This is a genomic window from Litoreibacter sp., assembly GCF_058136045.1.
The window spans coordinates 743441-770101 of record NZ_JBYVDD010000003.1 but is presented as its reverse complement, the minus strand read 5'-3'; the positions used below and the strand labels follow the sequence as shown (position 1 = coordinate 770101).

The 26661-nt window shown below is 57.7% G+C and carries 21 protein-coding genes and 1 pseudogene; 12 read left to right on the top strand and 10 right to left on the bottom strand.

Going from position 1 to position 26661, the window contains the following annotated elements; translation table 11 throughout:
* Positions 1 to 32 precede the first annotated feature (32 nt).
* Together AC3Y7R_RS05100 and der are read left to right on the top strand one after the other, a co-directional pair.
* Positions 33 to 1394: a PQQ-like beta-propeller repeat protein gene (locus AC3Y7R_RS05100; protein WP_490040916.1), complete on the top strand. Its 1362-nt coding sequence runs from the start codon at positions 33 to 35 to the stop codon at positions 1392 to 1394.
* 48 nt (positions 1395 to 1442) lie between these two features.
* Positions 1443 to 2915 carry a ribosome biogenesis GTPase Der gene (gene der, locus AC3Y7R_RS05095; protein WP_490040915.1) on the top strand — a complete coding sequence of 491 codons (1473 nt, stop codon included), beginning with the start codon at positions 1443 to 1445 and terminating at the stop codon, positions 2913 to 2915.
* Positions 2916 to 3149: 234 nt separating this feature from the next.
* Here the strand turns inward: der and AC3Y7R_RS05090 are convergent, their stop codons facing one another.
* From AC3Y7R_RS05090 to pyrC, 3 genes are all read right to left on the bottom strand, one after another.
* Positions 3150 to 4703 carry a replicative DNA helicase gene (locus tag AC3Y7R_RS05090; RefSeq protein ID WP_490040914.1) on the bottom strand — a complete coding sequence of 518 codons (1554 nt, stop codon included), beginning with the start codon at positions 4701 to 4703 and terminating at the stop codon, positions 3150 to 3152.
* Positions 4704 to 4939: 236 nt separating this feature from the next.
* The gene (locus tag AC3Y7R_RS05085; RefSeq protein WP_490040913.1) at positions 4940 to 5614 is read right to left on the bottom strand and encodes an orotate phosphoribosyltransferase; all 675 of its coding nucleotides are present in this window, start codon (positions 5612 to 5614) and stop codon (positions 4940 to 4942) included.
* A gap of 67 nt (positions 5615 to 5681) precedes the next feature.
* Entirely contained in the window at positions 5682 to 6716 is a 1035-nt protein-coding gene (pyrC, locus tag AC3Y7R_RS05080) for a dihydroorotase (protein WP_490040912.1), read from the bottom strand.
* A 189-nt stretch (positions 6717 to 6905) separates the two neighbouring features.
* Between pyrC and AC3Y7R_RS05075 the strand changes: the two genes are divergently transcribed.
* Positions 6906 to 7202: a DUF4156 domain-containing protein gene (locus AC3Y7R_RS05075; protein WP_490040911.1), complete on the top strand. Its 297-nt coding sequence runs from the start codon at positions 6906 to 6908 to the stop codon at positions 7200 to 7202.
* Positions 7203 to 7282: 80 nt separating this feature from the next.
* Here AC3Y7R_RS05075 and AC3Y7R_RS05070 read toward each other — a convergent pair whose 3' ends face one another.
* The 4 genes from AC3Y7R_RS05070 to AC3Y7R_RS05055 are packed head-to-tail and all read right to left on the bottom strand — an operon-like array spanning position 7283 to position 12698.
* On the bottom strand, positions 7283 to 9178 hold the full coding sequence (locus AC3Y7R_RS05070) for a hypothetical protein (RefSeq protein ID WP_490040910.1): 1896 nt from the start codon (positions 9176 to 9178) through the stop codon (positions 7283 to 7285).
* 27 nt (positions 9179 to 9205) lie between these two features.
* Positions 9206 to 10168, bottom strand: a complete 963-nt coding sequence (locus tag AC3Y7R_RS05065) for a phosphoadenosine phosphosulfate reductase (protein WP_490040909.1) — start codon at positions 10166 to 10168, stop codon at positions 9206 to 9208.
* Positions 10165 to 11175 carry a glycosyltransferase family 2 protein gene (locus tag AC3Y7R_RS05060; RefSeq protein ID WP_490040908.1) on the bottom strand — a complete coding sequence of 337 codons (1011 nt, stop codon included), beginning with the start codon at positions 11173 to 11175 and terminating at the stop codon, positions 10165 to 10167. The genes AC3Y7R_RS05065 and AC3Y7R_RS05060 overlap by 4 nt, the downstream gene beginning before the upstream one ends.
* A 2-nt stretch (positions 11176 to 11177) precedes the next feature.
* Positions 11178 to 12698, bottom strand: a complete 1521-nt coding sequence (locus tag AC3Y7R_RS05055; protein ID WP_490040907.1) for a class I SAM-dependent methyltransferase — start codon at positions 12696 to 12698, stop codon at positions 11178 to 11180.
* Positions 12699 to 12836: 138 nt separating this feature from the next.
* On the opposite strand from AC3Y7R_RS05055, the gene AC3Y7R_RS05050 reads away from it, so the two are divergent.
* The 3 genes from AC3Y7R_RS05050 to AC3Y7R_RS05040 all read left to right on the top strand — a co-directional run bounded on the left by AC3Y7R_RS05050 (position 12837) and on the right by AC3Y7R_RS05040 (position 17867).
* The gene (locus AC3Y7R_RS05050) at positions 12837 to 13868 is read left to right on the top strand and encodes a glycosyltransferase family 2 protein (protein ID WP_490040906.1); all 1032 of its coding nucleotides are present in this window, start codon (positions 12837 to 12839) and stop codon (positions 13866 to 13868) included.
* Between the two features lie 1168 nt (positions 13869 to 15036).
* Positions 15037 to 16128, top strand: coding sequence for a glycosyltransferase family 2 protein (locus AC3Y7R_RS05045; RefSeq protein WP_490040984.1), 1092 nt, complete (start codon positions 15037 to 15039; stop codon positions 16126 to 16128).
* A gap of 89 nt (positions 16129 to 16217) precedes the next feature.
* Positions 16218 to 17867 (top strand): ABC transporter permease, encoded by a 1650-nt coding sequence (locus tag AC3Y7R_RS05040; protein WP_490040905.1) that lies wholly within the window; start codon positions 16218 to 16220, stop codon positions 17865 to 17867.
* Positions 17868 to 17938: 71 nt separating this feature from the next.
* Here the strand turns inward: AC3Y7R_RS05040 and AC3Y7R_RS05035 are convergent, their stop codons facing one another.
* Positions 17939 to 18961: an extracellular solute-binding protein gene (locus AC3Y7R_RS05035; RefSeq protein WP_490040904.1), complete on the bottom strand. Its 1023-nt coding sequence runs from the start codon at positions 18959 to 18961 to the stop codon at positions 17939 to 17941.
* A gap of 173 nt (positions 18962 to 19134) precedes the next feature.
* Positions 19135 to 20355 carry an acyl-CoA dehydrogenase gene (locus AC3Y7R_RS05030; RefSeq protein WP_490040903.1) on the bottom strand — a complete coding sequence of 407 codons (1221 nt, stop codon included), beginning with the start codon at positions 20353 to 20355 and terminating at the stop codon, positions 19135 to 19137.
* A 111-nt stretch (positions 20356 to 20466) separates the two neighbouring features.
* Between AC3Y7R_RS05030 and AC3Y7R_RS05025 the strand changes: the two genes are divergently transcribed.
* From AC3Y7R_RS05025 to AC3Y7R_RS05005, 5 genes are all read left to right on the top strand, one after another.
* The gene (locus AC3Y7R_RS05025; RefSeq protein ID WP_490040902.1) at positions 20467 to 21378 is read left to right on the top strand and encodes an AAA family ATPase; all 912 of its coding nucleotides are present in this window, start codon (positions 20467 to 20469) and stop codon (positions 21376 to 21378) included.
* Positions 21379 to 21499: 121 nt separating this feature from the next.
* A complete protein-coding gene (locus AC3Y7R_RS05020) occupies positions 21500 to 22747 on the top strand; it encodes a vWA domain-containing protein (protein WP_490040901.1) in 1248 nt (415 codons plus the stop codon).
* 67 nt (positions 22748 to 22814) lie between these two features.
* Positions 22815 to 23279 (top strand): DUF1203 domain-containing protein, encoded by a 465-nt coding sequence (locus tag AC3Y7R_RS05015; protein ID WP_490040900.1) that lies wholly within the window; start codon positions 22815 to 22817, stop codon positions 23277 to 23279.
* Complete coding sequence (locus tag AC3Y7R_RS05010) at positions 23269 to 24234, top strand: XdhC family protein (protein WP_490040899.1); 966 nt, start codon at positions 23269 to 23271, stop codon at positions 24232 to 24234. Before AC3Y7R_RS05015 ends, AC3Y7R_RS05010 begins: the two co-directional genes overlap by 11 nt.
* A complete protein-coding gene (locus tag AC3Y7R_RS05005) occupies positions 24234 to 25232 on the top strand; it encodes a molybdopterin-binding protein (RefSeq protein ID WP_490040898.1) in 999 nt (332 codons plus the stop codon). Before AC3Y7R_RS05010 ends, AC3Y7R_RS05005 begins: the two co-directional genes overlap by 1 nt.
* A gap of 94 nt (positions 25233 to 25326) precedes the next feature.
* On the opposite strand, the gene infC is transcribed toward AC3Y7R_RS05005, so the two are convergent.
* Positions 25327 to 25848 carry a translation initiation factor IF-3 gene (gene infC, locus AC3Y7R_RS05000; protein ID WP_490040897.1) on the bottom strand — a complete coding sequence of 174 codons (522 nt, stop codon included), beginning with the start codon at positions 25846 to 25848 and terminating at the stop codon, positions 25327 to 25329.
* A gap of 242 nt (positions 25849 to 26090) precedes the next feature.
* Between infC and AC3Y7R_RS04995 the strand changes: the two are divergent.
* Positions 26091 to 26661, top strand: a pseudogene (locus tag AC3Y7R_RS04995) (hypothetical protein); the annotation flags it as partial.

The following is a 26661-nucleotide window of genomic DNA, read 5'->3' as shown; positions in this document are numbered from 1 at the left end:
AAGCAGGACGAACAAGAGGGTCAGCAGGGGCTATGGGCGTGACATTTTCCAAGAGATCACCATTTTCCAAAACGTCACTGGCGGGCGCCGCACTGAGCGCGCTGCTGGCCTTGGGGGCTTGCGGAGACGAGGAGCTGGTGCTCGACGGCGAGCGCTACGATATCCGCGCGCCACTGCCGGGCAGCGAAGGCGCGACAGGTGTCAGTGGCGAAACGGTCAATCTGGTGCAAGACTTCCGCGCACCCAAACAGGTTAACCACGCGAGCTGGACGCATCGCGGCGGCTCGGTCAGCCATCGGGTTGCGCATCCTGCTTTAAGCACCTCCCTGACCCAAGTTTGGGCGGCTAATATTGGCAAGGGCAACAGCCGCAAAGCGCGCATTACCGCAGACCCTGTGGTTGCGAACGGGCGTATTTTCACCATGGACAGCGCGTCGCAAGTTGTGGCCACTGGCTCAGACGGGGCGACACTTTGGAGCCGCCCGCTGACCCCCTCAACCGACAAAGACGGCGACGCCACTGGCGGCGGGCTAGCCTTTGCAGATGGTACGATATTTGCCACCACGGGCTTTGGCGAGCTGTTCGCGCTTGATGCCACCTCGGGCGCGGTTAAGTGGCGCCAAAAGCTGGACGCGCCCTTGACGTCTGCCCCCACCGTGGATGGCGGGCTGGTCTATGTGGTTAGCCGCGACAGTCAGGCATGGGCCTTGGACACCAAGTTGGGCCGCATCAAGTGGCAGCTTCCCGGAACGCCGTCACATGCAATGATCAGTGGCGGAGCAGGGCCTGCGATCTCAAGCCGCGCGGTGGTCTTCCCCTTCGGGTCGGGCGAGTTGGTCGGGGCGCTCAAGAAATCAGGCATTCGCGTTTGGGGCTCATCGGTGGCCGGTGGGCGCAAGGGCGTGTCCTACGCCGGAATTTCGGACGTTACGGGGGATCCGGTGGTTCTGGACGGGGTGATTTACGCCGCCAATCAATCTGGGCGCACTGTGGCGTTGAAGGCCTCTTCGGGCGCACGCATCTGGACGGCTCACGAAGGGTCCTATGCGCCGGTTTGGCCCTCGGGTGATTCTGTGTTTCTTGTCTCTGACCGAAATGAGCTGGTGCGCCTTGATCGTGACACCGGCGCGCGTATTTGGGGGGTTGAGCTGCCCTATTACACCACCAAGAAACTGCGCAAGCGCGATGAAATTCACGCACACTTCGGCCCGGTTCTGGCGGGGGGCCGCCTTTTGGTTGCCTCCAGCGATGGCGTGATCCGCAGCTATGATCCGGCCTCTGGCGCATTGCTTGGCACCACCAATCTGAAAGGCGGAGCGGCCTCTGCACCGGCAATTGTCGGCGGTACGCTCTACGTGATGACCACAAAGGGACAACTCGCCGCTTTCCGTTGAGCGATTTTGCCTGTATGACGCGCCTCTGACCTTCTCGGAGCTATAGTTATGTCATTCACCCTCGCCATTGTGGGCCGCCCTAATGTGGGCAAATCCACGCTGTTCAATCGTCTGGTCGGAAAACGTCTGGCGCTGGTCGATGATCAGCCGGGCGTGACCCGTGATCTGCGTGAAGGGGCCGCCCGTTTGGGGGACCTGAAGTTCACCATCATCGACACCGCCGGGCTGGAAATGGCCACCGACGAGAGCCTGCAAGGCCGGATGCGGATGTTGACGGAACGCGCGGTCGAGATGGCCGACGCCTGCCTGTTTGTGATCGACGCCCGTGCGGGGGTTTTGCCTGCGGATGAAATCTTCGCGGACATCTTGCGCAAGAAAAGTGCTCATGTGATTTTGGCTGCCAACAAGGCCGAAGGCAAAGCCGGAGAGTCCGGATTGTTGGAGGCATATTCTCTGGGCTTGGGCGAGCCACTGGGCCTGTCGGCTGAACACGGTGAAGGCATGGGTGAGTTGGCCTATATTTTGCGCCCGCTGATCGACCTCGCGGAAAAGACCAACGTGGATTACTCGCCAGAAGTCGACGTCGACCTTACTGGCGGGGACGAGGAACATGATGAAGATGAGGTGGTCGAATATATCCCGCCAACCCCTTCAAAACCCTTGCAAATTGCCGTTGTCGGCCGCCCGAATGCGGGCAAATCCACACTGATCAACCAGATCGTTGGCGAGGAGCGCTTACTGACCGGCCCAGAGGCTGGCATCACCCGCGACGCGATCTCGGTGATGACGGAATGGTCCGGGACACCCATGCGAATTTTCGACACAGCGGGCATGCGCAAGAAGGCAAAAATCCAAGATAAGTTAGAAAAACTCTCGGTCTCTGACGGGCTGCGGGCGGTAAAATTTGCCGAGGTTGTCGTGGTGCTTCTGGACGTGGATATCCCGTTCGAGCAACAAGATTTGCGCATCGCAGATTTGGCCGAACGCGAAGGCCGCGCGGTGGTTCTGGCGGTCAATAAATGGGACCTAGAGGGCGACAAACAAGACAAGCTAAAGCAGCTCAAAGAGCAGTTTACCCGCCTTCTGCCACAGCTTCGCGGCGCGCCGCTGATCACAGTCTCCGCACTGACAGGCCGCGGGCTAGAGCGCCTGCACGACGCCATTCTAGAGGCGCATCAGGTCTGGAATCGTCGCGTCAGCACCTCGGCGCTAAACCGCTGGCTGGTGGGTATGCTGGAGCAACACCCGCCCCCTGCACCACAAGGCAAACGCATCAAACTGCGCTACATGACGCAAGTGAAAGCTCGCCCGCCGGGATTCGTTGTGATGGCCTCGCACCCCGATTTGCTGCCCGCCAGCTACTCGCGCTATCTGGTTAATGGCCTGCGCGAAGATTTTGATATGCCCGGCACGCCGATCCGCCTGTTTATGCGGTCCCAAAGCGAGGACAACCCGTTCAAAGGACGCAAGAAACCGGGGCGCTCGAAGTTGCGCAAACATACCGAGGGTCGCAGAGATTAAGGGGTAACAAGCCAGAACCGCCGCTGGGTGGCGGCGGTTCAGTGGAAGCCTCACACCTGCGCAATGTTAAGAGGGTTTTCCTGGAATTAGAGCAGGACGGACCAGCTTCTCCCCATATCATAGCACAATTTTGCCAGAGTCGCACGGGATATTTGACCGCAGCGCCCTCCTATCATTGTTCCAAAAATATCCCGGGGGGGCCAACGGGCGGGGGCAGCGCCCCCTCAAGGGCCGCTAAAATTCGCCACCGCCGCTATTACCACCATCTTGCCAAGGCTTGACCAGATTACCAAAGCGGGTGAACCGCCCTTCAAACGACAGCTCAATCGAGCCAATCGGCCCGTGACGCTGCTTGCCAATGATCACCTCGGCCTTGCCATGGGCATGGGCCATCTCGTTTTGCCAATTGGCCATTTTCTCTAACTCATGATCCGCAGGCTTTTCACGCTCTTTGTAGTACTCTTCGCGGTACACAAACATCACAACATCCGCATCTTGCTCAATCGAGCCGGATTCACGCAGATCCGAGAGCTGCGGGCGCTTGTCTTCACGGCTTTCCACGTTCCGAGACAACTGGGACAGCGCGATCACCGGAATTTCCAACTCCTTCGCGATGGCTTTCAGGCCTTGCGTGATCTCGGAGACCTCATTCACGCGGCTATCTTTGGCCGTTGCAGGGCGCACCAGTTGCAAATAGTCGATGATCAGCACGTCCAAGCCATGGGTCCGTTTCAGGCGACGGGCACGGGCGGCCAGTTGGGAAATCGGCAGGGCGGGCGTGTCGTCGATGAACAGCGGGCAGGCTTCCAACGACTTGGCTGCCTCCACAAAACGGCGAAACTCGGTTTCGTCCATGTCGCCGCGGCGGATCTGTTCGGATGGCACCTCTGAGGCTTCTGATAAAACACGGGCCGCAAGCTGTTCGGCGCTCATCTCGAGCGAGAAAAACCCGACTGATCCGCCCTCAATTGCCCCCTCGGTGCCGTCATGTTTCATGCCCTTTTTATAGGCTTTGGCGATATTGAAAGCGATATTGGTTGCCAGAGAGGTCTTTCCCATGGAGGGGCGTCCGGCAAGGATCAAAAGGTCGGATTTGTGTAACCCGCCCAGCTTTTTATCCATATCAATCAAACCAGTAGAGATACCCGCTAGCCCGCCTTCGCGCTGATAGGCGGTGTTCGCGACGTTAACCGCGTCCGTGACCGCCTTCAAAAAGCTCTGAAACCCGCTCTCGGATTGGCCTGCCTCGGCCAAGGCATAGAGGCGCTGCTCGGCATCCACGATTTGGCTTACAGGGTCGCTTTCTGTGTTTACAGTCTGCGCTTTGGAGGCGATCTCGTGCCCCAGCTCAATCAATTCACGTCGGATCGCCAAATCATAGATCATTTGCGCATAATCACGCGCGGCGAAGGCCGAGATGGACGCGCCTTGCAGACGGACCAGATAGGCTGGGCCGCCTAGCTCTTTAAGACCGTCATCTTCTTCAAAGTACGGCTTCAAGGTGACCGGAGAGACCAGCAAATTCTTGTGAATACGCGCAGCCGAGGTCTCGTAAATGCGACGGTGGACGGGATCGAAGAAATGCTCGGCTGTGATAATCGAGGCAACGCGGTCAAACACGTCATTATTGGTCAAAATAGCGCCCAGAAGCTGCTGTTCTGCTTCGATATTATGGGGAAGGGCGCCAGCCGTGTCGACATGTACAGATGCGCCGGGGCCGTTGCTTGGCGGTACTCCCGGGCCTTCCGGCTCTCCGGGGCCCATAGGTGCTGTGCTTAAATCGTTCATTTGTATCCCCTTGTCCCTAGATAAGAGCCATGACGGATAGCGGCGCGCGGATCAATCTGGATAACCTGTGGGTAACTTTTTAGACTAGTGGGTGCCGCGCCATATTGGGGTATGTGAGTGTAACTCGTCAAGATACAGGTTTTTTGGGAAGAAAAAACTGGGCCGGTTTCCCTTTCGTTAACTATGATCGAGACGGCATGCGTGGAACTTCCGCGCATGCCTATCAACGAATCACATTAGCTATGGGCGGCTTGCCACTCGGCTGGGTTGCGGAGGAATTTTTCGACCTCGGCAAGGGTCTCTTCATCGAAGCTTTTTTGCTCTTTCGCGGCGGCTAAAACGTCCCACCACGTACATAGTGAGTGCAGGGTGATACCGTGGCCACCAAGGACGTCGCGGGTCTCGGGGAAGATGTCGTAGAAGAAGATCACTGCCGTATGGGTGCAAGTGGCACCGGTTTCGCGAATGGCCTCAACGAAGCTGATTTTCGAGCCGCCATCGGTGGTCATATCCTCGACCAGGAGCACGCGCTGGCCCTCTGTCATGACGCCTTCAATGCGGGCGTTGCGGCCATATCCTTTCGGCTTTTTACGCACGTAAGTCATCGGAAGCGCCATGCGTTCGGCAACCAGTGCACCAAATGGAATGCCCGCTGTTTCGCCGCCTGCGATATTATCAAAGGCCTCAAACCCTGCATTACGCATGACGGTACAGGTGAGAAAATCCATCAAGGTTGAGCGGATACGAGGGAAGGAAATCAACTTACGGCAGTCGACGTATGTTGGTGCCTTTTTGCCTGATGAATGGGTAAATGGTTCGCGCGAGTTAAAGTGTACCGCGCCAATTTCAAGCAACATCGAGGCGGAAAGCTTGGCGATCTCTTCGCGGCTGGGGTAAGTGGCTGGGATCATGGCAGTGGTCCTTTTTGTCGGTGTCGGATGCCTCCGGCGGGGATATTTTTAGAACAATGATAGGGGGTTAGTCTACGCGCCAATGCAGCGGCATTTGCGGCTCAAAGACGGTGACGGGGCCTTGTGGCGTGTTGATGTGGTCGGGGTAGGTGGTAGGCGCGCCTTTGGTCAGGGTGATTGTGTCTGTATTTGGCGCGAGTTTATAGAAGGCGGGGCCATGCAGGGAGGTGAAGCCTTCGAGCTTGTCGAGCGCGCCGTCTTGCTCGAATATTTCAGCTAGAATTGACATGGTGTTGGTGGCGGTGAAGCAGCCAGCGCAGCCACAGGGTAGCAATTTGTTGGCATCGGTGTGCGGGGCGGAATCTGTGCCAAGGAAGTAGCTGGGATCACCTGAGGTCGCGGCCGCGCGCAGGGTGAGGCGGTGCTCTTCACGTTTGGCGACAGGCAGGCAATAGTAATGCGGTTTGAGGCCGCCTGCGAGGATATGGTTGCGGTTGATTACAAGGTGGTGTGTGGTGATGGTTGCGGCAAGGTCATCGCCGCCCTCGCGCGCATAATCCGCGCCTTGTTTGGTGGTGATATGTTCCATAATCACGCGCAGGCCCGGGACATCGCGCCGGATCGGGTCAAGCACGGTGTCGATGAATACGGCTTCTCGGTCGAAGATGTCGACATCGGGATTGGTTACTTCGCCATGGACGCAAAGCGGCAGGCCAATCTGCGCCATATTTTCGAGCACGCGCTTGACCTTAGTGAAATCTGCGACGCCCGAGGCCGAGTTCGTGGTCGCACCGGCGGGGTAGAGTTTGACCGCGTGGATGAGCCCGATTTCGGCTGCCGCACGCAGGTCTTTGACGTCGGTGTCTTCTGTTAAATAGAGCGTCATTAAGGGCTGAAACTTGGAGTTATCGGGTTTGGCAGCCAGGATGCGGTCCCGATAGTCGGCGGCTTGTGCCCCAGTGATCACAGGCGGGATCAGGTTTGGCATAATGATTGCGCGGCCAAAGTGGCGCGTGGTTTCCGGCAACACAGCGCGCAGCATATCGCCGTCGCGCAGGTGCAAGTGCCAGTCATCGGGACGGGTTATGGTTAATTTGGTCATGTGGCCCCCTAGGTTTGGCGCTGATTACCGCTTTGGCGCGTGCAAGGCCAGAGGGGGAGGGCGTTTTGGGGTGAAAATGCAGCTTTGGGCGCGGCTGAAAATCGCGCGAGAGCGGTTGGAGCGCATTTTATCGGGCGCAAAGTGGGGGGCTGTGGTATCGCTTATGCGTAGAAATAAGAGAGGTCGGAAATGAGAGGTTTCATCGTTGTCGTAGCCACATTGGCGGCATGTAGTCCAATTAACTATGGCGTAGCAGATGTCGCCGAGCGCGCTGCGGTAGGCGTGGTGGACTGCCAGTATATTGGCCGAGTGCGCGGCATACCGGGTGTGTTTGGTGCACTCAAAGAAATTGGGCTAAAAGACGCGCGGCGAGCCGCTAAAGAAAAGGCCAAAGAGGTTGGGGGGAACACAGTGGTGTTTGACCCGATTCCTGAAGGGGCGGAGGTTTATGAGGTGCCCGCGCAGGTCTATAATTGCGCCACATAAGAAGGCATTGCCTTTACATAATCGAACTAGATGGGGCGCTTAACCTGCCCCATCTTTAATTTTCTTATGTTTTTCGAACTTTACGAAGCGGCTTGGAGGCGGCGTCGTTTCTTGAAGGCATTTCCAAACCGCTCGGCCCGATCTGACAAACCGCGCTCTGTCAGATAGCCCTCGATGGCCTGCCGATAGAGGTAAATGTCTTTGCGTGAGCGGATGGCGCGATAGAATTCCAACTCGGTGAGAGTCCCCGTAACAGCGCCTTCCATAATGTCCTTTAAGACGTTCATTCGGCTAAGGACCAGCGCAGATTTATGACCTAACCCGGCCCCTTTAAGGCGCATTACATTACGGCCCTTTAGGCGGTCAACGTGTTTGCGATCGCCTTCATGGAAATGGTCATAAATGACATATATTTGCGAGGCACCTTTGGTGTTTTTTGCGGCATCGGAGTAGGGCAGGGTCCAGTCCGCAGCCCGGCCTTTGGCAAAGCGCGTCTCCCACGGAATTTTTTCACTATCAAGTGTGGTTTGCGGCGAGAAGGCCGCCACTGTTGCCCCCGGAGCGAGCGATGAGAAGGTTAATGCGCCGAAAGCACCCATTGATGTGCCGACAAAAGCCACCCTTTTGAAGCCAGCAAAAAAACCGTCGTCGCGTAAGGATTCGAGGTAGTTAATCAGGTCCGCGTCGCGAAACCATGTTGGTATTTGCGCGTAGATGCCCAGATGCGAAAATTCACGGTCGGCGCAGAATTTTTGCGCCCAAGGCTCGCGTGCATAGGCGTCATTGCCCGCTTGGGAGAGGTTGTCGAAGGAGACGACCAACTGATCAGCGCCGCGATCCACAAAGGACGTGGCATAGTCGCCAAACGAGCGGAACCAGCCGCGCTTGTCGCCGCCCGGATAGATTTCGCGGTACCATGTGGGCGGGGCGAGGGCCTCTTCCAAGGCATCATTGGCGGGGCTTGGCGCGGGGAGTTCAGCCGCCTCCGAGGCTAACTCGGCCTCATGCTTGCGGCGCGTTTGCAGGTTGCCCATGGCGATCATCAAGGCTTCGGTCGCCGCAGAACGATCGGCCAATTGCGCGGTAAGGGCGTCCTCTGTGCTTTCTTCTGGGGTGTCACCCTCAAGGTCGGAAGTCGCGAAAAACTCTTTACAATCAGGCATGAAGCGTTTCACAAGCCTGCGATTTTCGCGAGTGACCTGTTGCATCAATCCGGCGCGTTCGGTGCGGGAAAACACATCGCGCGACTTGATGGTGCCGGGGTGGTTCATTGCAATCAACTCGCGGATAACCTCGCGTGTGTTGAACTCGGTGCGCTCGCCCATCAGGGACAAAAGCTCCGACATCTCGGCCGAAAATGTCTTGTTCGAGAAGCCCTCGGTTACGCGCAAATCGCGGGTGATCGGCATGTCCAAATAGTGGGCAAAGTCACGAACTACGTCGCCATCGACCAACCATTTGGGGCCGAAGGGGCGCACCACGATGTTTTCCTCGCCAAACATCTCGGCATAGGTGTTGAAGGTGTTGAGATAGTGCAAACGGCGCTTGGCATCGCTGAGGAAGGCCTGCCGGTCGGGCTGAATCCGGCTGTTCTTCAGCAATTGTTTATACAATGCCTCTAGATAGCTGTCTTGGCGGCGAATATAGCAGATGACCTTGGTGCGTTTCTTGAACTCCTCAGGGGCCGCCCCTGACAGCTTGCGCGCGGTATGCAGGTTAAACAGCATCTCGGAAGACGCAACATGGGTGACGTCTGGCATGCTGTCAGCTTCGCGCAACATATCCTCCATCAGGTGGGTTGCATTGCCAGTCCGCGCAGAGGCGGCCAGCTGGTTGTGGGCAATATGCGCCCGCCCGGTGGTCATGAAATTCAGCCGTCCGGTGTCGCGCAGTACTTGCGCATTCTCGTTAAGGAAGTTTTGTAGCGATGTGGTCCCGGTTTTAGGTGACCCGATATGTAGCCAAATCTTTCCCATTTGAATTGCCTGCCTTGCCTGTGGTTATCATTTGCGGCCCCCTCGTTTGCCGGGGGGCGTTACGCCACGCTTTTCCAAAAGCGCATTTGCCGCGTTGAGTTTGCGACGGAACACCGGACCATTACCGGTGCTTAGAACCCGCTCGGCCAGATAGGCGATGAGCAGGGGATGTTTGTCCTCGGGGATGCGCAGAATTAACTCGCGCAAGTAGCGGCGAAAGCTGCGCCGCGCCCGTAGCATTTTGTAAAAACCAGTGCGTGTCAGAGTGCCATCAACGCAAGAGCCGACCACGGGCTTCAACAGCCCCATCTGGATCAGGCCTGACGCGATGCGATGGCCCTGAAAACGGCATTTCAGCTTGGTGATATTCTTGCCCCGAAAAAGCGCGGCATGCATGGCATCCGGTGGCTCCAACGGGTCGTAAAAGATGAACACGTCTTTGGCTTTGGCCACCATGTCGGGGGCGTAGCCGTAGTCGTTGTTGTAATTGCGCTTCCAGGCTTTGTGGTAGCGTGTTTCCCACGACGTCACATCGCGGTCGAGCGTCGCTTGCGGGCTAATTGCCACGACAGTTGCACCGGGGCAGGCTGCGGAAAATGCGCAGGCGGCATAGGCGCCCATGGAGGCCCCGTAGAACACAACCGTATCGAATTGTGCAAAAAACTTCTCTTTTTTCAGTCGGTTAAAGAAATTTATTACATCCGCATCGCGGTACCATGTCCAGTCATGCGCCATTAACCCAAGGATCGACCAGCCCTGCTTTTGAACAAAATCAAAGCCCCAAGGGAGCCTGTTGCCATGCTCGAACACATGGTCGAGATTTTCAAAGGTGACGATCAAAGTCTTGCCGGATTTAACGAAAAGAGCGGTGTGATCTGCGCCCAATTCCTCGAAAAACCCATGCTCTTCACCCATGGAGCGTAGTTCCGCATCCCATGCGTCGCGGTCCATTTCCTCGGTGGGGGCCTTGAGGTCAATCGCAGAGCTCATGCCGCGATCCTTTTGCGCAGGCCGGGGAATAAATCCAGCGTGGGGGAAATTGCGTCAAGTAGCTCGCGGCCCTGTTTTGTGTCCAAAATAGCGGTGATCTGGTTGCGGTGCCATTGCACGGCGCGATCATGCAATCTGCCTAGTTTTTTGTCACAAATCAGGTCGTCATAGATATTTTTCATGGCGTCCAACTTGGGCTGGATCGTCGTATCGAGTTGCTCATTTCTGTTCATGTCAGCCCAGTAATCTGCGTCGCGGGTCCCCTCGCCAAAAGCGCGACCACGGGCCACTTTCATCAAGAAACTTTCGCGAGTGCGCACCGCATAATGGTTGATTTGGCCAAGCTCATAACTGGCGATCTGACGGGTCAGACGCCAGCTGCCTTCGTGATAGCTTTTGGGCATTGGATCACCCGATGGGCCGACCCAATTCAAGGCAGCCCAGTTATCGGCAGGGACAGATTTGGGACGATGGCAGCCTATCAAATCGACAGCATTGGTACGGTGGATCGACTTCATCCCCCAAGCCTGCATCGGCTCCGGGCAATGATGCGGCGCGGCGCGGCGCAGGGTTTCGGTCAGGAAACCATCGTGGAAGGAGGTCACATCCGCGCTGCCAAACAGACGCCAAGCCAGCGAAATGCAATTGGCATCCGGGGCAGAGGCGGTCAGGTCGGTAATTTGACCTGCGCCGGCGTGAATATTAACAAATTCGTCGGCATCAATCACTGCCACCCAGTCGTGATCTTTGTAGATTTTCTCGCGTGCGCCCTTGCGATAGGCGCGTACTTGGTGTGACGCGCGTGCCCCTTCGCGGGCTGGGTTGCGACGGTGGGTGACGTGGCCCATTTGTTCTAGACGGCGCAAAATTTTGTCTGTCCCGTCACTACAATCATTGGTGTAGACGAGGAAGTGGTCGAACCCGATCGACAGGTGATAGGCGACCCATTCAAGGACGTAAGGCCCTTCGTCCTTCATGCACGATAAGATGAGATGTGACTGCGCCATGATCAGCGCTTATGCACGACAAGCACTTGATCACGCTTGTCTTTGTGCCATTTGGCTTGAAAAATAAAGCACCCGGAAATATCCTCGCGAAACCCGTTCAGTGCGTCTTGCAGGTCGGGATCAGGATGCGCAAAACCGCCTTCGTGCAGGTAGTTTTGAAACAGCACGGCAGTGCGGGGGAAGCCAGACGTCTCTAGGGCTTTAGGCTGGAACCGCAGATCCTCGACGATATAAAGCCCGCCCGATTTTAGCTTCGGGAATAACGCCACAAAAGCATTTTGTTGGTGGTGGGACGCGTGAGAGGCGTCGTCCAGAACAACATCAAACGGAGCCACATTCTTGACGGCGCGCGTTAACGTTTCGACGGCATCCGAGGTGGCGCGAATGACCTTAAGGCGCGCGTCCGCTTCGCCGGAGAACGCGTTGGAATCAATGCCGGTCAGCTTTGCTTTGGACAGGTATTCCAGCCACATCTCGACCGCCGCGGGCTCGCTCAACCCGAGCAAACCAAAGTGAATTGCGCGACTGCGTAGCGGGTTCAACAACATCTGATACAACTCAGTAAAGCCGTGCTTCGAAGTGCCTTGATCCAAGCCACGCGCGTCCGCCATGTCAGTCAGATTAGGCACGCCGCGCCCCTTTCGATCAGCATTGCTGACCACAGGAATTGACGTGCCGGAGATCATCGTAGGCTCTTTCGGGCGATGCGGGTTTGACTTTGGAAGCGGCGCATCTGACGGTACAATCTTGTGCTTTTTCAGGAGCTTGCCAATAAGGCTATCTGGATGCGGCTCACCATTTTCGCGTTCGATAATCCGCATCCGCATGCGGCGCCCCCAGAAGTGAATAGAGAGGGTGTTGTCGGTGATATAATGGCTCAAATCCATATTGGGCTTCAGCATCATGCGACGCTTTTTGAAGCTGATCGGGAATAACGATTCAATCGGCATGGCATATTTATGCTCGCCGGTTTTGTGCAGAAAATGCGTCAAAGCCTGCGGCCCCCAAACGCCCCAAGACTGCTCCCCAACATGGACAGGAGTGTCGCGCATCTCGGCCTTCAACTCCTCCGAAAACCACTCAGGGATCGCATATTCATCGGAGGTAAAGTCAATCAACCCAGCCAGCGTGTCACTATCTGCGGGCAGGCCAACGACGCCATTATTGATGTGGCGGTCACTTTCCCAGCCATGAAAATGCCCGTTGGATGAGGTGAAGCGCTTTACGCAGTAAGCATCGGTGTCGGCCCAAATCTGGTCATCGGTTTTGGCCAGCATATTGTAGCGCCACTTGTCGGCCTGCGGGGCAGGCGATCCGGTGCGCTTATGGGCAATAACCGTGCCCAACTCCATGATTTCATTGGCGTCGCATACCTCGATTCCGTCGGGAATATTACCAACATCGCCATAGGTGTACATTTTTACATGATGCCCCGCATCGCGGAAGGACACAGCACAAAGCTGCTCCATGTAGGATAAGTTGCCGCCGATCCACAGCTGCGCAATCGCATAATCTTTAGACACTGGTTTGCCTCTCAAAAGCGAAGTTAATCCCCGCTCATTTTTATCATTGTTTCGATTCTCGCAAAAGAGGGGTTAAAACGCAAGGAAAAGCTGATTCGTTTTACGGGGAAAACGGTTCAAATAAGCAACAGGCGTCATATGAACATCACAATCGTCACGACCATGCGCAACGAGGGTCCACATTTATTGGAATGGATTGCCCATCACAGGGCGGCCGGGGTTCGTAATTTTGTGGTCTACACCAATGATTGCGAGGATGGCACGCAGGCGTTGCTGGACTTGTTGCCAGATGTGGCCCATGTCCCGTTGCAAGATGGCCCGAGGCCGCCGCAATGGCGCGCGTTGAGGGCGGCTTGGGACCATCCGCTGGTGCGTGATTCAGATTGGATTTCTTGCATTGATTGCGATGAATTTATAAATGTTAGTAGTGACTTGCAGTCCATTCCTAATCTAATAGATAAAATTGATGCGGATATGATTTTGCTGCCCTGGCGGCTGTTTGGACATGCGGGCCATGCGGAGATTTCCGACGCGATGACGACCCAACGCTTTACCCGTGCAGCCCCTGAAAACCTGCTTTTTCCGGCGATAGGGAGCTACTTCAAATCGTTGTTTCGGCGCGACGGCCCGTTCCGACAATTGGGCGTTCACCGTCCCAAGCAAAAGAACCCGGAGCGCCACGGGGTGCCGCGAATAGCTAACGGGTCGGGCGCGCCTGTGCCTGCATCCTTGGCTGGAAATGACGGTCAGATTATGAATTGGGGCAAACCGATTGCGCGAGATCTTGTGCAATTAAACCACTATTCCGTCCGCTCAGCGGCGGAGTTTATGCTTAAACGCGCCCGTGGACTGCCTAATCATCAACAAAAACAGGTTGATTTGACCTATTGGGTGGAACGTAATTTCAACACCGTAGAGGATGCCTCGATTGCGCATATGGCCCCTGCAACGCAGGCTGTCATGGATGAATTCCTTGCACTCGAAGGGGTAAAGGCGGCGCTGGAAGCCACGCGAAACTGGCATAGATCGCGTTTTGAAGCCATGATGGGCGAGCCGGAGTTGTTGAAGCTTTATGGGCGGCTATTGTTGGCTGAAGGGGCAGCTCATTTGCGCGATGAGGTGGCGCTCGGGTTGATCAGGCGCTATGGGTTGGCGCATGGATCAGACTAGTATTTATGTAAAGCGTGAGTTGAATATTGTTGAAGATCAGGGCCTTGTGGCGCTGGACTGTATCGGTTGGGAAGACCCTGTCGGCGGTATGGGGCTGCGGGTGTTTTTCAAAACCGGCACCTCATATGATCCGTTTTACCCCAAGGGCCGTCAGGGATGTGCGAAATTTTCTGAGGCGCGGATGATCAATGGCGGGCCGATGTTTATCGGCCGTGCGGATAAGCCCGCTGATCATATAAAAATGGCGCTAAAAGAGGGGGAGCTGATACTGCCCGTGCAAGCCCCCGAGACGGATCTATTCACGGATATGAACGTCTGCATCGTGGAGCGAAATGGCGAGACGATCGAGGTGATAGAGGAGTGGCTGAACTATCATATTGTGGGCCACGGCTTGCAGGCAGTGTTACTGATTGATCGTGAAAAACCCAATAAAGAGAAAGGGTTTGAACGTAAACTTAAAGCCCTATCAAAGGCTGTTGGCCTAAAACGGCTGGTGCATATTAAGTCGAAAATACCACTCGGTGCCCTAGATTTACCGCCTGCCTCGCATCCGTTCAACGCGCCGGATGCGCCGGGCAAAGACCGTATGAATGACTTGCCAACCGATCCGCAGACTGCGCCTTTGGCTGATTTGTCGCTTTATGAATGGGCCAAATGGCGGTTCCTTAGCCGCGCGAGGGCGGTAATGAACCTCGACTTGACGGATATTTTGACACCGGGTGCGCAGCCTTTTGTGGCGGTTCACGACAGCTCTGTTGGTGTGATCCCACTGGTTGGGCAACGGATTTACCCATGGCGGGTGCGGCCCAAGAAGAAGCCAAAGTTTGGCGATCACATTTGCCGTCAGTTTGAAAACCCTCGGGCCAACAGGCGCTGGTGCGTGGCCCCGTCGCGGTTGAGCAGCGATAAGGTTTGGCGCTTTGTGCGCATTATCGACGCGGAGCCAAAGCCCGATGAGGCCATGGTTTTCTTGCGCGCAATGGCGATTAGACACCCCAAGAGTTCCGCCGCAGAACTGGCTCCTAAAACCTCGTTGATCGAGGATGAGAGCTTGCTGGAAATGGCGCGCGATATTTGGGATCACAAGCCCGTCCGGCCCCCTGAAAGCAAGATGGAGGAGCCATCGGGGCAGGCCACGGACGGCGGGCGCACGATCATTGTGACCTGCATGAAAAACGAGGGGCCATTCATTTTGGAATGGATCGCCTTCCACCGCGCCATTGGGGTCGATGATTTCCTTGTTTATACCAACGATTGCAACGATGGCACCGACGAGTTGCTTGACCTGCTGCAAGAGCGCGGCATTCTACAACGTCGTGACAACAAATTTGAGGGCACCAAGTTGAAGCCCCAGCACTGGGCGTTGGATGCTGCGGGCCGCGAAACTGTGTTCAAGAATGCGGGCTGGGCGATCTCGATGGATGTGGATGAATTTATCAACATTCATGTGGGCGCGGGGAAACTGGATGATCTGTACCGGGCCGTGGGCGATGCGAACATGATCTCGCTGACGTGGCGGCTGTATGGCAACGGCGATGTGCATGAATATAAAGACGATTTACTGATTAGCCAATTCACCCAATGCGCGCCAGAACTGTGCCGTAAGCCGCATCAGGCCTGGGGTTTCAAGACGCTGTTTCGCAACATCGGTATCTACAAAAAGATGGGGGTCCATCGCCCCAAAGGGTTGAAACCGGACCTGTGGGATCGGATCAAATGGGTGAATGGCTCAGGCAAACCCATGCCCAGCAAGCTGATCCGCAATGGCTGGCGTTCGACCACGGACAGCTATGGCTATGACCTCGTGACGCTGAACCATTATGCGGTGCGCTCGGCCGAGAGTTTTCTGGTGAAGCGTGATCGAGGTCGGGTTAATCATGTAGATCGCGATCAGGGGCTAAGCTACTGGTTTCGCATGAATAACAACTGGGAAGAAAACGCATCTGCCCAGACCAAACTGGCGCTGATGCAACCAGAATTTGACCGGCTCATGGCTGACCCTGAGTTGCGCGCGGCGCATGAGTATTCGGTCGAAAAGCACCGCGAAAAGATTGCGGAGCTGAAAGCGACCGAGAATTATTCGAACTTCTACCAAGACCTGACCGGCCCGCGCATGGAGCAGTTGGCGAAGATGCACAATTACTTCGGGGCCAATGTGTTTTTGGCAGGGCCAGATGTGGTGCCCGATGAGGTGGCCTTGATGGAGGACATCCCCGAGGATTTCTTCTTTACTGTTGAGAAGGTCAAAACGACGCATTAGGGCCAGAATTTAGTAGCCGCCCGTAGTGTCCGAGCGTTTTTGTAAGCCTTGCCTTTTCAACGCCCGCGCGCAGGCGTAAAGACGGGGGCATGTTTAGTGCTCTCAAATCCCCCCAGACCATTTCTGGCCCCAAAAGCCTGCGGCGCATCGCCGTGGTGCTGGCCGCGATTTGTCTGTTGCCAATGGTGGCGGTGGCGCTGGCGGCGGTGACGGGGGGCAGTGATACGCTGTCCCATTTGATCGACACCGTGATGGGGCGCTATATCCGCACCACATTATTACTGGTCGCGCTGGTCTCGGTTGGCACATTCCTGATCGGCACGGGGGCGGCTTGGCTGGTCACGATGACTGAGTTTCCGGGGCGCAAGCTGCTGGAAATTGCCTTGGTGATCCCGCTGGCCTTCCCCGCTTACGTTCTGGCCTATGCCTACACCCATGTGCTGGATCACCCCGGCGTGGTGCAAACCGGCCTGCGCGCGATCACCGGCTGGGGGCCGCGCGACTATTGGTTCCCCGAGATCCGCTCGGTCGGCGGGGCGGCGATCATGTTGATGTTGGTGCTATACCCCTATGTGTATTTACTGGCGCGCGCCGCGTTCTTGCAGCAAAGCGCCACTTCGTTTCTGGCAGCGCGCGCTTTGGGCAAGACCCCGTGGCAGGCCTTCATAAAGGTCTCGATCCCGATGGCGCGCCCGGCGATTGCCTCGGGCGTTTTGCTGGCGGTGATGGAGACCATCGCGGATTTCGGCACCGTGGCGTATTTCGGCGTGCAGACCTTTGCCACCGGAATTTACGCCAGTTGGTTGTCGCTGGGCGACAGGGCAGGGGCGGCGCAACTGGCGCTTGGTATCTTGTCGGTGGCGCTGGTGCTGGCGGTGCTGGAGCGCTCGACCCGTGGGCGGGCGAAATACCATGGCGGCTCTAAGCGCCAAGAGGTCATGGCCCCGATCTTATTGCGCGGCTGGGCCAAGTGGGGCGCGACGTTGCTCTGCGCCATTCCAGTTTTGTTTGGCTGCCTGTTGCCTGCTGTGGCCCTGATAATCATGGGCATGGACAGCGAGCAAAACCTGTTCACACCGCGCTATATGGCTTTTGCGTTGAACTCGGTCACTTTGGCGGGCGTTGCAGCTTTGGTCACGGTCATCGCCGCCGTGGCTTTGGGCTATTTGCAGCGCTTGGATGACGGGCTGCTGGCACGCATCTCGACCTCGGTGGCGCGGCTTGGGTATGCGGTGCCGGGCGGGGTGATCGCCGTGGGCCTGATGGTGCCGTTCGCCAGCTTTGACAACGCAGTGGACGCATGGATGCGCGCGACCTTTGACATCTCAACGGGGTTGATGATCACCGGGTCGATCTGGTTGTTGATTATGGCCTATATGATCCGCTTTCTGGCCGCGGCTTTGGGTGCTTACGAGGGCGGGCAGGTGGCGGTGAACGCCAATATGGATGCGGCCTCGCGCGCCTTGGGGCAGACGGCTTTGGGCACCTTGCGCCGCGTGCATTTCCCGATATTGCGCCCCAGTTTGCTGACTGCGTTGCTGATTGTTTTCGTCGATGTGATGAAGGAATTACCCGCCACCTTGATCTTGCGCCCGTTCAACTTTGACACTCTGGCGGTGCAGGCTTACCGGCTTGCCTCGGACGAGCGCCTAGAGGGCGCGGCGGTGCCGTCGCTGGTTATTGTGGCCATCGGGTTGCTGCCCGTGATCTTGATTTGCCGCCAAGTCGGGCGACGCTAAGCGGGCATAAGAAAAGGCGCGGAGGTTTCCCACCGCGCCTTCCCATCGTCTGCTGAGAAATGTCGGGAGACTTATTCCCAGCCTACCTTGTTGAAGGTTTCCAGCGCCATTGGCAGCTTCTTGGCGACCGCAGAGAGATCCACGGCATCGGCTTTGAATTCGCCTAGTTTTTGAACGGCAGCGCTGCCTTTTACGCTTGCAACAACTGGGAACTCGTTGTTGCCGTTGGCGAAGTAGCTTTGAGCCTGCTCGGACACAAGATACTCGAGGAATTTCACCGCGTTGTCTTTGTTCGGAGCATGTGCCGCGACACCGCCGCCCGACAAGTTCACGTGTGCGCCATTGCCCTCTTGGTCGGGGAAGACCCAGCCGATGTTGTCTTGGCCGTCAGACAGACCTTTGACGTCTTTGGCCCACCCGCGTGCGAAGTAATAGGTGTTGGCAACTGCGATGCCACATTCGCCAGATACCACGCCGCGCAGCTGATCGGTGTCGCCGCCTTGGGGGGCGCGGGCCATGTTGTCGACCACGCCTTTGGCCCAAGCTTCACCAGCTTCTGCGCCGTTGTGCTCGATGATCGAGGCCAGTAGCGTCTGGTTGTAGGTGTTGGTCGACGAGCGGATGCACACCAAGCCTTTGTAGGCAGGATCGGCCAGCTCGGCGTAGGTTTTCGGTGGGTTTTTCACGGTCTCTTTGTTGAAGAAGATGATCCGCGCACGCTGCGAGAAACCAAACCACTGGTTGTCGCTGTCTTGCAGGTTGGACGGCACGGCGGCCTCCAAGATGTCGCTTTCGGTTGCTTGCAAAGCGCCCGCGTCTTTGGCGCGCTCAAGGCGCGAGGTGTCCACGGTCAGCAAAACATCCGCCGGGGAGTTCGCGCCCTCGGCAACGATGCGCGCGATCAACTCGTCGGCTTTGCCTTCGATGCGGTTGATGGTGATGCCGGTCGCCGCGGTGAAGTCGGAATACAGGCGCTCGTCGGTGTCATAGTGACGCGAGGAATACAGGTTCAACTCGCCATCGGCCAATGCGGGCAGGGCGGTGCCAAGCGCGGCAGCCACGATCAGCGAAAATGTTACGGGGGTTTTGGTCATTGGAGTAATCCACTTAGTTGGTTAATTCTGACTATTTTGATTGGATACTACGTTGAGAGTGGTTTGCAAACAGTTTCCGACTAAAATAATCAGAAAAGAAGGGTTGCCCACGAAAATGTGAAGGGGCAGCCAAACGGCCGCCCCTTTTTGGGTCAGAATAGAAACAAATGAGGTTAGAAAAACGCCTGTAGCCCGGTCACAGCGCGCCCAAGTATCAGCGCATGAACGTCATGCGTGCCCTCATAGGTGTTCACCGTCTCGAGGTTCAGCATGTGGCGCATGATTTGGTAGTCCTCTTGGATGCCGTTGCCGCCATGCATATCGCGCGATACCCGTGCCATATCCAGCGCCTTGCCACAGTTGTTACGCTTCACAATCGAGATCATCTCCGGCGCTGCGCGGCCCTCATCCATCAGGCGACCAACCCGCAGCGAGGCTTGCAGGCCCAGCGATATCTCGGTCATCATATCGGCCAGTTTCTTTTGATAAAGCTGCGTTTGCGCCAGCGGTTTGTTGAATTGCTTGCGGTCCAAGCCGTATTGGCGCGCCGCCCCCATGCAAAACTCGGCCGCACCCAACACGCCCCAAGAGATGCCATAGCGCGCCCGGTTCAGGCAGCCAAACGGGCCTTTCAGGCCTTCAACATTGGGCAGCAAGGCATCGTCGCCAACAGCCACATCCTTCATCACAATTTCGCCGGTGGTCGAGGCGCGCAACGACAGCTTGCCGCCGATTTTTGGGGCGCTCAGCCCTTCCGCGCCTTTTTCCAGCACGAAGCCACGGATTTTGCCGCCATGGGCCTCGGACTTGGCCCAAACCACAAACACATCCGCAAACGGCGAGTTGGAAATCCACATTTTAGCGCCGTTCAACACATATCCAGTGTCGGTTTTTGTCGCCACGGTCTTCATGCCCGATGGATCGGACCCCGCATCAGGCTCAGTCAGCCCGAAACAGCCGATCAGATCGCCCGAGGCCAACCCCGGCAAGTACTTTTTCCGCTGCTCTTCCGAGCCATAGGCGTAAATCGGATACATCACCAAAGATGATTGCACCGACATCATCGACCGATATCCCGAATCAACCCGCTCAATCTCGCGCGCCACTAAGCCGTAGGTCACATATGACGCGCCCAAGCCGCCGTATTGCTCGGGGACAGTCAGGCCCAGCAGGCCCGCAGCGCCCATGGCTTTGAACATGCCGGGGTCGGCCACCTCGTCGCGATAGGCCGCAATGACCTTTGGGGCCAACTGGTCTTGGGCAAAACTGCGCGCGGCGTCACGCAACATGCGCTCGTCCTCGCTGAGCTGGTCTTCCATGCGGAAAGGGTCTTCCCAGTCAAAACGGGCCATATCAGGGGCGTCTTTAGGGGAAAGTTGTGGGGTCGCGTTCATTGAATAGCTCCGCTCAAAGGGTTCGGATAGGACTATAGTCGCGGTTGGCCGGGGGGCAATGCTTGACGATGCTCTGCACAGATGTAGCAATGTCGCATCAAGGAGTTCCCGATGATCCAACCGCCCCAATCTATCGACGATACCATCGCCATGCTTGGCCAGCAGGACTATGTTTGCGGGCGCGCGCTGGCGACGGTGGTGTTCTTGTCGCTCAAACTGGGCCGCCCGATTTTTCTCGAAGGCGAGGCTGGCACCGGTAAAACCGAGATTGCCAAAGCCATCGCAACCGCCTTGGGCCGCCGCCTGATCCGGCTGCAATGCTACGAGGGGCTGGATGCCTCCTCTGCCGTTTATGAATGGAACTTTCCCGCCCAAATGGTCGCGATCCGCACCGCCGAGGCGACAGGCGCCACCGACCGCGCCGCGCTGCAAGCAGAGCTGTTCTCGGACGACTACCTAACCGCGCGCCCGTTGCTGGAGGCGATGCAACCCCAGCCCGGCGGCCCGCCAGTGCTGTTGATCGACGAGTTGGACCGCACGGACGCCCCGTTCGAGGCCTATCTGATGGAGGCTTTGTCAGACTTCCAAGTGACCATCCCGGAACTTGGCACCGTCAAAGCCGCCGCGCCGCCAATTGTGATCGCAACCTCGAACCGGACCCGTGAAGTCCATGACGCGCTGAAACGCCGCTGCTTATACCATTGGGTCGATTACCCGGATTTTGAGCGCGAAATGGAAATCCTCGCCGCCCGCGCCCCGGAGGCCAAAGAGGCCCTGTCGCGCGAAATCGTCGGTTTCGTGCAAAAACTGCGCACAATGGACCTGTTCAAATCGCCGGGCGTGGCGGAAACGATCGACTGGGCCAAATGCCTGCTGGCCCTTGATGTCATCACCATGAGCCCCGAAGTCATCGCCGACACCCTCGGCGCAATCCTGAAGTACCAAGACGACATCCAGAAAATTCAAGGCGCAGAGGCCAAACGCATCCTAGAGGAAGTCCGCGAAGAGCTGGCACACCCGTAGTGGCACCTGTTTTTACCCCTATCATTGTTCCACAAATATCCCGGGGGTGCGGGGGCTGGCCCCCGCTGTATGGCGTGTTCGGGGACTGGCCCCCGCTTCGGTGTATATGCGGCGCGCCGCGATGATCGACTATCCCCCCCTCGATATCCCCGAAGACGGCAAACTGGCGGAAAATATTACATGGTTCGCGCGTGCCTTGCGGGCTGCGGGGCTGCCGGTGGGGTCGGGGCGCATTATCGACGCCATCCGTGCGGTCGAGGCCGTGGGCTTCACCCGCAAGCCCGATTTTTTCTACGTGTTGCAAGCTTGTTTCGTGTCGCGCCCCGAGCACCGCACAACCTTCGCTCAAATCTTCCGACTGTTCTGGCGCGACCCGCGCTATCTGGAACATATGATGGCAACCCTAAGCCCGATGGTGCGCGGCGTGCAGGAAGAGCGCAAAGCCAAACCTGCCGAAAAGCGCGCCTCTGAGGCGCTGCTCGATGGGGTCGAGCGCGATGTGCCTCAGGTTGAAGAGGAGGATGAGACCGAAATCGAGATCGACGCCTCGCGCACCACGTCTGGCGAAGAACGCTTGCGCTCGCTTGATTTTGAGCAAATGAGCAACGCCGAGATGGCGCAGGCCAAGCGGATGCTGGCCAACCTCAGCTTACCCGTCAAACCGCTGGCCTCACGCCGTATGAAGCCCAGCCTGATCGGCGCGCAAATCGATGGGCCAGCGACTTTGCGCGCGGCCATGCGCCAAGGCGGGGACCTGGGTAAGCTGTCGCTTAAAACGCGCCGCGCGCGGTGGCCGAACCTTGTGGCACTGTGCGATATCTCCGGCTCCATGTCGCATTATTCGCGCGCTGTGCTGCATTTTCTTCACGCAGTTAGCAACGCCAAAGGCGCGGGCTGGGCGCAGGTCCACGCCTTCACCTTTGGCACCCGCTTGACTAATATTACCCGCCATTTGAAAACCCGCGATGTGGACGCGGCGCTGGCGGCGGCGGGGGCGCAGGCGCAGGATTGGGAGGGGGGAACCAAGATCGGCACCTGCCTGCATGAGTTCAACAAAGACTGGTCGCGCCGCGTCATGGGATCGGGCGCAGTCGTGCTGCTGATCACTGATGGGTTGGATCGTGACGACCCCGATGCGCTACGCGCCGAGATGCAGAGATTACATTTGTCGGCGCGTAAGGTAATTTGGCTTAACCCTTTGCTTAGATGGGAGGAATTCGCCCCCAAAGCGGGCGGTATCAAAACCATGCTTCCCCATGTGGACAGCTTTCGCGCGGGTCATAATATTGCGGCACTGGAAGGTCTGGCCGAGGCCCTGAGCCGCCCGGATGACATGGGCGAGAAGGCCCGCCTTATGGCGCACTTATAGAGCAAGAAGCGGGTCGCTTGCCCGCAAAACCCAAGGCACAACAGGCGCAGCAAAAAGGAGATACCAAATGCGCTACACAGCTTATAATCAAACCTTCGTCGATGCCGTCCGGGTCGGCGGGGCGGATGCCAATGGGCAACCCGCCGAGCACTCTGTCGGCGACGGGGGGACCACGCCGTGCCGCTCTTGCTTAAATCACGTCCCCAATGCGGCCCCGATGTTAATCCTTGCCGCGCGCCCATTCCCCGCGCCACAACCCTATGCCGAAACGGGCCCTATTTTTCTATGTGCGGATGACTGCACGCCCTTCGCCGGCAAAGGCGTGCCACCGGTGCTGAGCAGCGCGCCTGACTATCTGCTGAAGGCCTATTGCGCCGAGAACCGTATTGTTTACGGCACGGGGCAAATTACCCCCATGGCGGATCTGGAAGCCTATGCCGAGGTGCTTTTGAAACGCCCGGATGTGGCCTATGTTGACGTGCGCTCCGCTAGAAACAACTGCTTTTTGACAAGGATATTCCGTGACGACTGACCCCAATGATATCCCCGCCATCGCCCTAGATTGGCACCGTGCGGGCACAGGTGCCGCGCTGGCAACCGTGGTTGAGACATGGGGCTCGGCCCCGCGGCCCGTTGGCTCACAACTGGCGATTTCGGGACGCGGCGATATCATGGGCTCGGTCTCGGGCGGCTGCGTCGAGGGCGCGGTGGTGGTCGAGGCGATGGACGCCTTAGACGATGGCCAACCTAGGATGCTGGAATACGGTGTATCTGACGACGAGGCCTTTGCGGTGGGGCTGGCCTGCGGCGGCACGATCCGCGTGCTGGTCGAACCCATCGGTGCGGCTATCGCGGAGGGTCTGCTGGCTGAACTGGTCGCGGCCCGCGCAGCGTCACGCGCCATTGCCTATAGCGTCGATATCCGATCCTGGGCGCGTGGGCTGGTGGGGCCAGAGGCCTTTCCCGACAGGTTTAGATCCGATAAATCAGGGTTTGAGGGCGACCTGTTCGTTGGCATTCACAACCCGCCCTTGCGCATGGTGGTGGTCGGCGGGGTCCATATTGCGCAAAGCTTGTTGCCCATGGCGCATGCGGCGGGGTTCGCTCCGGTGCTGGTGGACCCGCGCGAGGCTTTTGCCAGCGAGAGCCGCTTTCCCGGCGAGGTTTTGCTCCATGATTGGCCGGATGAGGCGCTTGCATCGCTGCGGCTGGACGCGCGCACCGCAGTGGTCACGCTGACCCATGATCCCAAGATTGACGACCCCGCGATCCACAGTGCGCTGGCTTCCGAGTGCTTCTACCTTGGCTGCCTTGGCTCTAAACGCACCCATGCCAAACGGGTCGAGCGCTTGCAGCAAGCAGGGGTCACGGAGGCGCAAATCGCACGCATCCACGCGCCGGTCGGTCTTGATATAGGGGCGAAGTCTCCGGCAGAAATTGCCGTCAGCACCTTGGCGCAAATCATCCAAACCCTGCGGCAGCGCTGATGGAATTTGGCCCTGTACCGATCAAGGATGCCGTCGGCGCACTTCTTGCGCATTCTGAGGATTTGGGGGGCACGCGCTTGCGTAAGGGGTTGATTTTAGAGCAAAAACACATAGAGCAACTGAGCGCGGCGGGGGTGCGGCAGGTCACAGTCGCGCGGCTTGATGCGCAAGACACCCATGAGGACGAGGCCGCATTGGCGCTGGCACAGGCCTTGGTGCCAGACGCCGCGCAGGCGAATTTGCGCATCAAACCAGTGGGGACAGGCCGGTGCAACATCGTGGCGGATGCGGCAGGGCTGGGGCAGATAGATGCGGCTGCGATCAACGCGCTGAATGCCATCCACCCGATGATCACGGTGGCCACGGTGCCCGAGCATCAGCGCTTGGGCGTGGGCGGGATGCTTGCCACGGTCAAAATTATTTCCTACGCGGTGCCGCAAGATGCCTTGGTGCAGGCCTGCACCGCAGGCCACGACGCGTTGAAGTTGGCCACCGCGAAACTCATCTCGGTCGATTTTATCGAGACCACGCTCTCCAAGCCGCGCTCGTCAAAAGGGGCGCGCGTCATGGCCGCCCGCGTCGCAGCATTGGGCGCGCAGATGGCTGCCCCGATGTACTGCCGCCACGAGGCGGGGCCGCTTGCGCAAACTCTAGGTCAATCAAGCGGCGATGTCGTTTTGATCCTGACCGCCTCGGCCACCTCGGATTTGCGCGACACGGCGCCCGAGGCTTTGCGCCAAGCGGGGGGCACGGTGGCGCATTTCGGGATGCCGGTTGATCCGGGGAACTTGTTGTTCCTTGGCGAGTTGGGCGGGCGGCCTGTTATCGGGCTTCCGGGGTGCGCGCGCTCGCCTGCGCTGAACGGTGCGGATTGGGTGCTGGAGCGGGTGATTTGCGGCGTGCCAATAGGCGCGCGCGATATCATGGGGATGGGTGTGGGGGGCTTGTTGAAGGAAATCCCGACAAGGCCGCAACCCCGCGCGCCAAAACCTGCCTAAGCCCAGCCCAGCCTAGGCATAGAAAAAGCCCCGCAGAGGGGTTGCTCTACGGGGCTTTGAATTACTGTTGGTCAGCGTTTAGGCGCTGCGCGGGTTACTTCCTTGGCGGGCCAATAAGCATCGTCATTTGGCGGCCTTCCATCTTGGGAAAGTTCTCGACTTTGCCTTTGCCATCTGCCTCCACATCGGCAGCGACGCGTTCCAGAAGCTCGCGGCCAAGGTTCAAGTGAGCCATCTCGCGGCCCCGGAAGCGCAAGGTCACTTTAACCTTGTCGCCGTTTTCCAAAAACTTGAAGACGTTGCGCATTTTCACATCGTAGTCATTGGTATCCGTATTCGGGCGGAACTTGACCTCTTTAATCTCGATGATCTTTTGCTTTTTGCGCGCCTCAGCTTCTTTCTTCTGAGTCTCGTACTTGAATTTGCCGAAATCCATGATTTTGCACACAGGCGGCGAGGCGTTTGGCGAAATCTCAACCAGATCAAGCCCAGCCTCATCGGCCATGACCATTGCACGGGCGGGCGTTACAACGCCCACGTTTTCACCTTCTGCGCCGATTAGGCGGATTTCATCAGAGCGGATGCGGTCGTTGACGCGCGGTCCGGTTTCGCGCACGGGTGGCGCATTATGGGGTCTGCGGGCTATGGCCTGAAGTCCTTCTTTGGTTTCAAATGTGTTGCGGATGTAAATTAGAGGGCCTGAGCCCATCGTACAAGTCGCTTTTCCGCTCATTTGGCTTTGAGGGGGAAAAACTATGCGCAAACCCCGTTGTATCCTGCCTGTGTTTCCCATACCTCGGCATCAGCAAACTGGGGATACCTCTGGTGAATCTGCTGTGTAATTAAGGGAAAACGATTATGAACCGTGGAATTATTGCAGTTGTCATACTCGCGCTTGTGGGTATTGGCGGCTACGCTTGGATGAACAAGGGCGGCGACGTCATGGAAGCTGCAAAAGATGTGGCTGGTGAAGCAGCATCCGCTGTTGAGGGCGCCGTTGAGGCAACCACAGACGCCGCATCCGATGCGGCCAGCACCGCGACTGAAGCCGTGACTGAGACCGTTGAAGGCGCTGCGGACGCGGTTGAGGGTGCTGCTGAAGCTGTAACCGATACGGCAGCCGAGGCTGTTGAAGCAACCACCGAGGCTGCATCGTCCGCTGCTGAAGCTGCAACGGATACGGCTTCTGAGGCTGTTGAAGCAACCACCGAGGCAGCGTCTTCCGCTGTTGAAGCTGCAACCGATACGGCTGCCGAGGCTGTTGAAGCAACCACCGAGGCTGCATCCTCTGCTGCTGAAGCTGCAACGGATACGGCTGCCGAGGCTGTTGAAGCAACCACAGAGGCTGCATCGTCCGCTGCTGAAGCTGCAACGGATACGGCTGCCGAGGCTGTTGAAGCGACCACCGAGGCTGCGTCTTCCGCTGCTG

Excerpts from the sequence above, each read along its gene's own strand:
- AC3Y7R_RS05015 (WP_490040900.1), top strand. The coding sequence starts at position 22,815 with ATGCGCTACACAGCTTATAATCAAACCTTCGTCGATGCCGTCCGGGTC.
- AC3Y7R_RS05025 (WP_490040902.1), top strand. The coding sequence starts at position 20,467 with ATGATCCAACCGCCCCAATCTATCGACGATACCATCGCCATGCTTGGC.
- AC3Y7R_RS05065 (WP_490040909.1), bottom strand. The coding sequence starts at position 10,168 with ATGAGCTCTGCGATTGACCTCAAGGCCCCCACCGAGGAAATGGACCGC.
- AC3Y7R_RS05005 (WP_490040898.1), top strand. The coding sequence starts at position 24,234 with ATGGAATTTGGCCCTGTACCGATCAAGGATGCCGTCGGCGCACTTCTT.
- AC3Y7R_RS05020 (WP_490040901.1), top strand. The coding sequence starts at position 21,500 with ATGATCGACTATCCCCCCCTCGATATCCCCGAAGACGGCAAACTGGCG.
- pyrC (WP_490040912.1), bottom strand. The coding sequence starts at position 6,716 with ATGACCAAATTAACCATAACCCGTCCCGATGACTGGCACTTGCACCTG.
- AC3Y7R_RS05100 (WP_490040916.1), top strand. The coding sequence starts at position 33 with ATGGGCGTGACATTTTCCAAGAGATCACCATTTTCCAAAACGTCACTG.
- AC3Y7R_RS05070 (WP_490040910.1), bottom strand. The coding sequence starts at position 9,178 with ATGGGAAAGATTTGGCTACATATCGGGTCACCTAAAACCGGGACCACA.
- AC3Y7R_RS05030 (WP_490040903.1), bottom strand. The coding sequence starts at position 20,355 with ATGAACGCGACCCCACAACTTTCCCCTAAAGACGCCCCTGATATGGCC.
- AC3Y7R_RS05035 (WP_490040904.1), bottom strand. The coding sequence starts at position 18,961 with ATGACCAAAACCCCCGTAACATTTTCGCTGATCGTGGCTGCCGCGCTT.
- AC3Y7R_RS05085 (WP_490040913.1), bottom strand. The coding sequence starts at position 5,614 with ATGATCCCAGCCACTTACCCCAGCCGCGAAGAGATCGCCAAGCTTTCC.
- AC3Y7R_RS05045 (WP_490040984.1), top strand. The coding sequence starts at position 15,037 with ATGAAAAACGAGGGGCCATTCATTTTGGAATGGATCGCCTTCCACCGC.
- AC3Y7R_RS05090 (WP_490040914.1), bottom strand. The coding sequence starts at position 4,703 with ATGAACGATTTAAGCACAGCACCTATGGGCCCCGGAGAGCCGGAAGGC.
- AC3Y7R_RS05040 (WP_490040905.1), top strand. The coding sequence starts at position 16,218 with ATGTTTAGTGCTCTCAAATCCCCCCAGACCATTTCTGGCCCCAAAAGC.
- der (WP_490040915.1), top strand. The coding sequence starts at position 1,443 with ATGTCATTCACCCTCGCCATTGTGGGCCGCCCTAATGTGGGCAAATCC.
- AC3Y7R_RS05075 (WP_490040911.1), top strand. The coding sequence starts at position 6,906 with ATGAGAGGTTTCATCGTTGTCGTAGCCACATTGGCGGCATGTAGTCCA.
- AC3Y7R_RS05050 (WP_490040906.1), top strand. The coding sequence starts at position 12,837 with ATGAACATCACAATCGTCACGACCATGCGCAACGAGGGTCCACATTTA.
- AC3Y7R_RS05060 (WP_490040908.1), bottom strand. The coding sequence starts at position 11,175 with ATGGCGCAGTCACATCTCATCTTATCGTGCATGAAGGACGAAGGGCCT.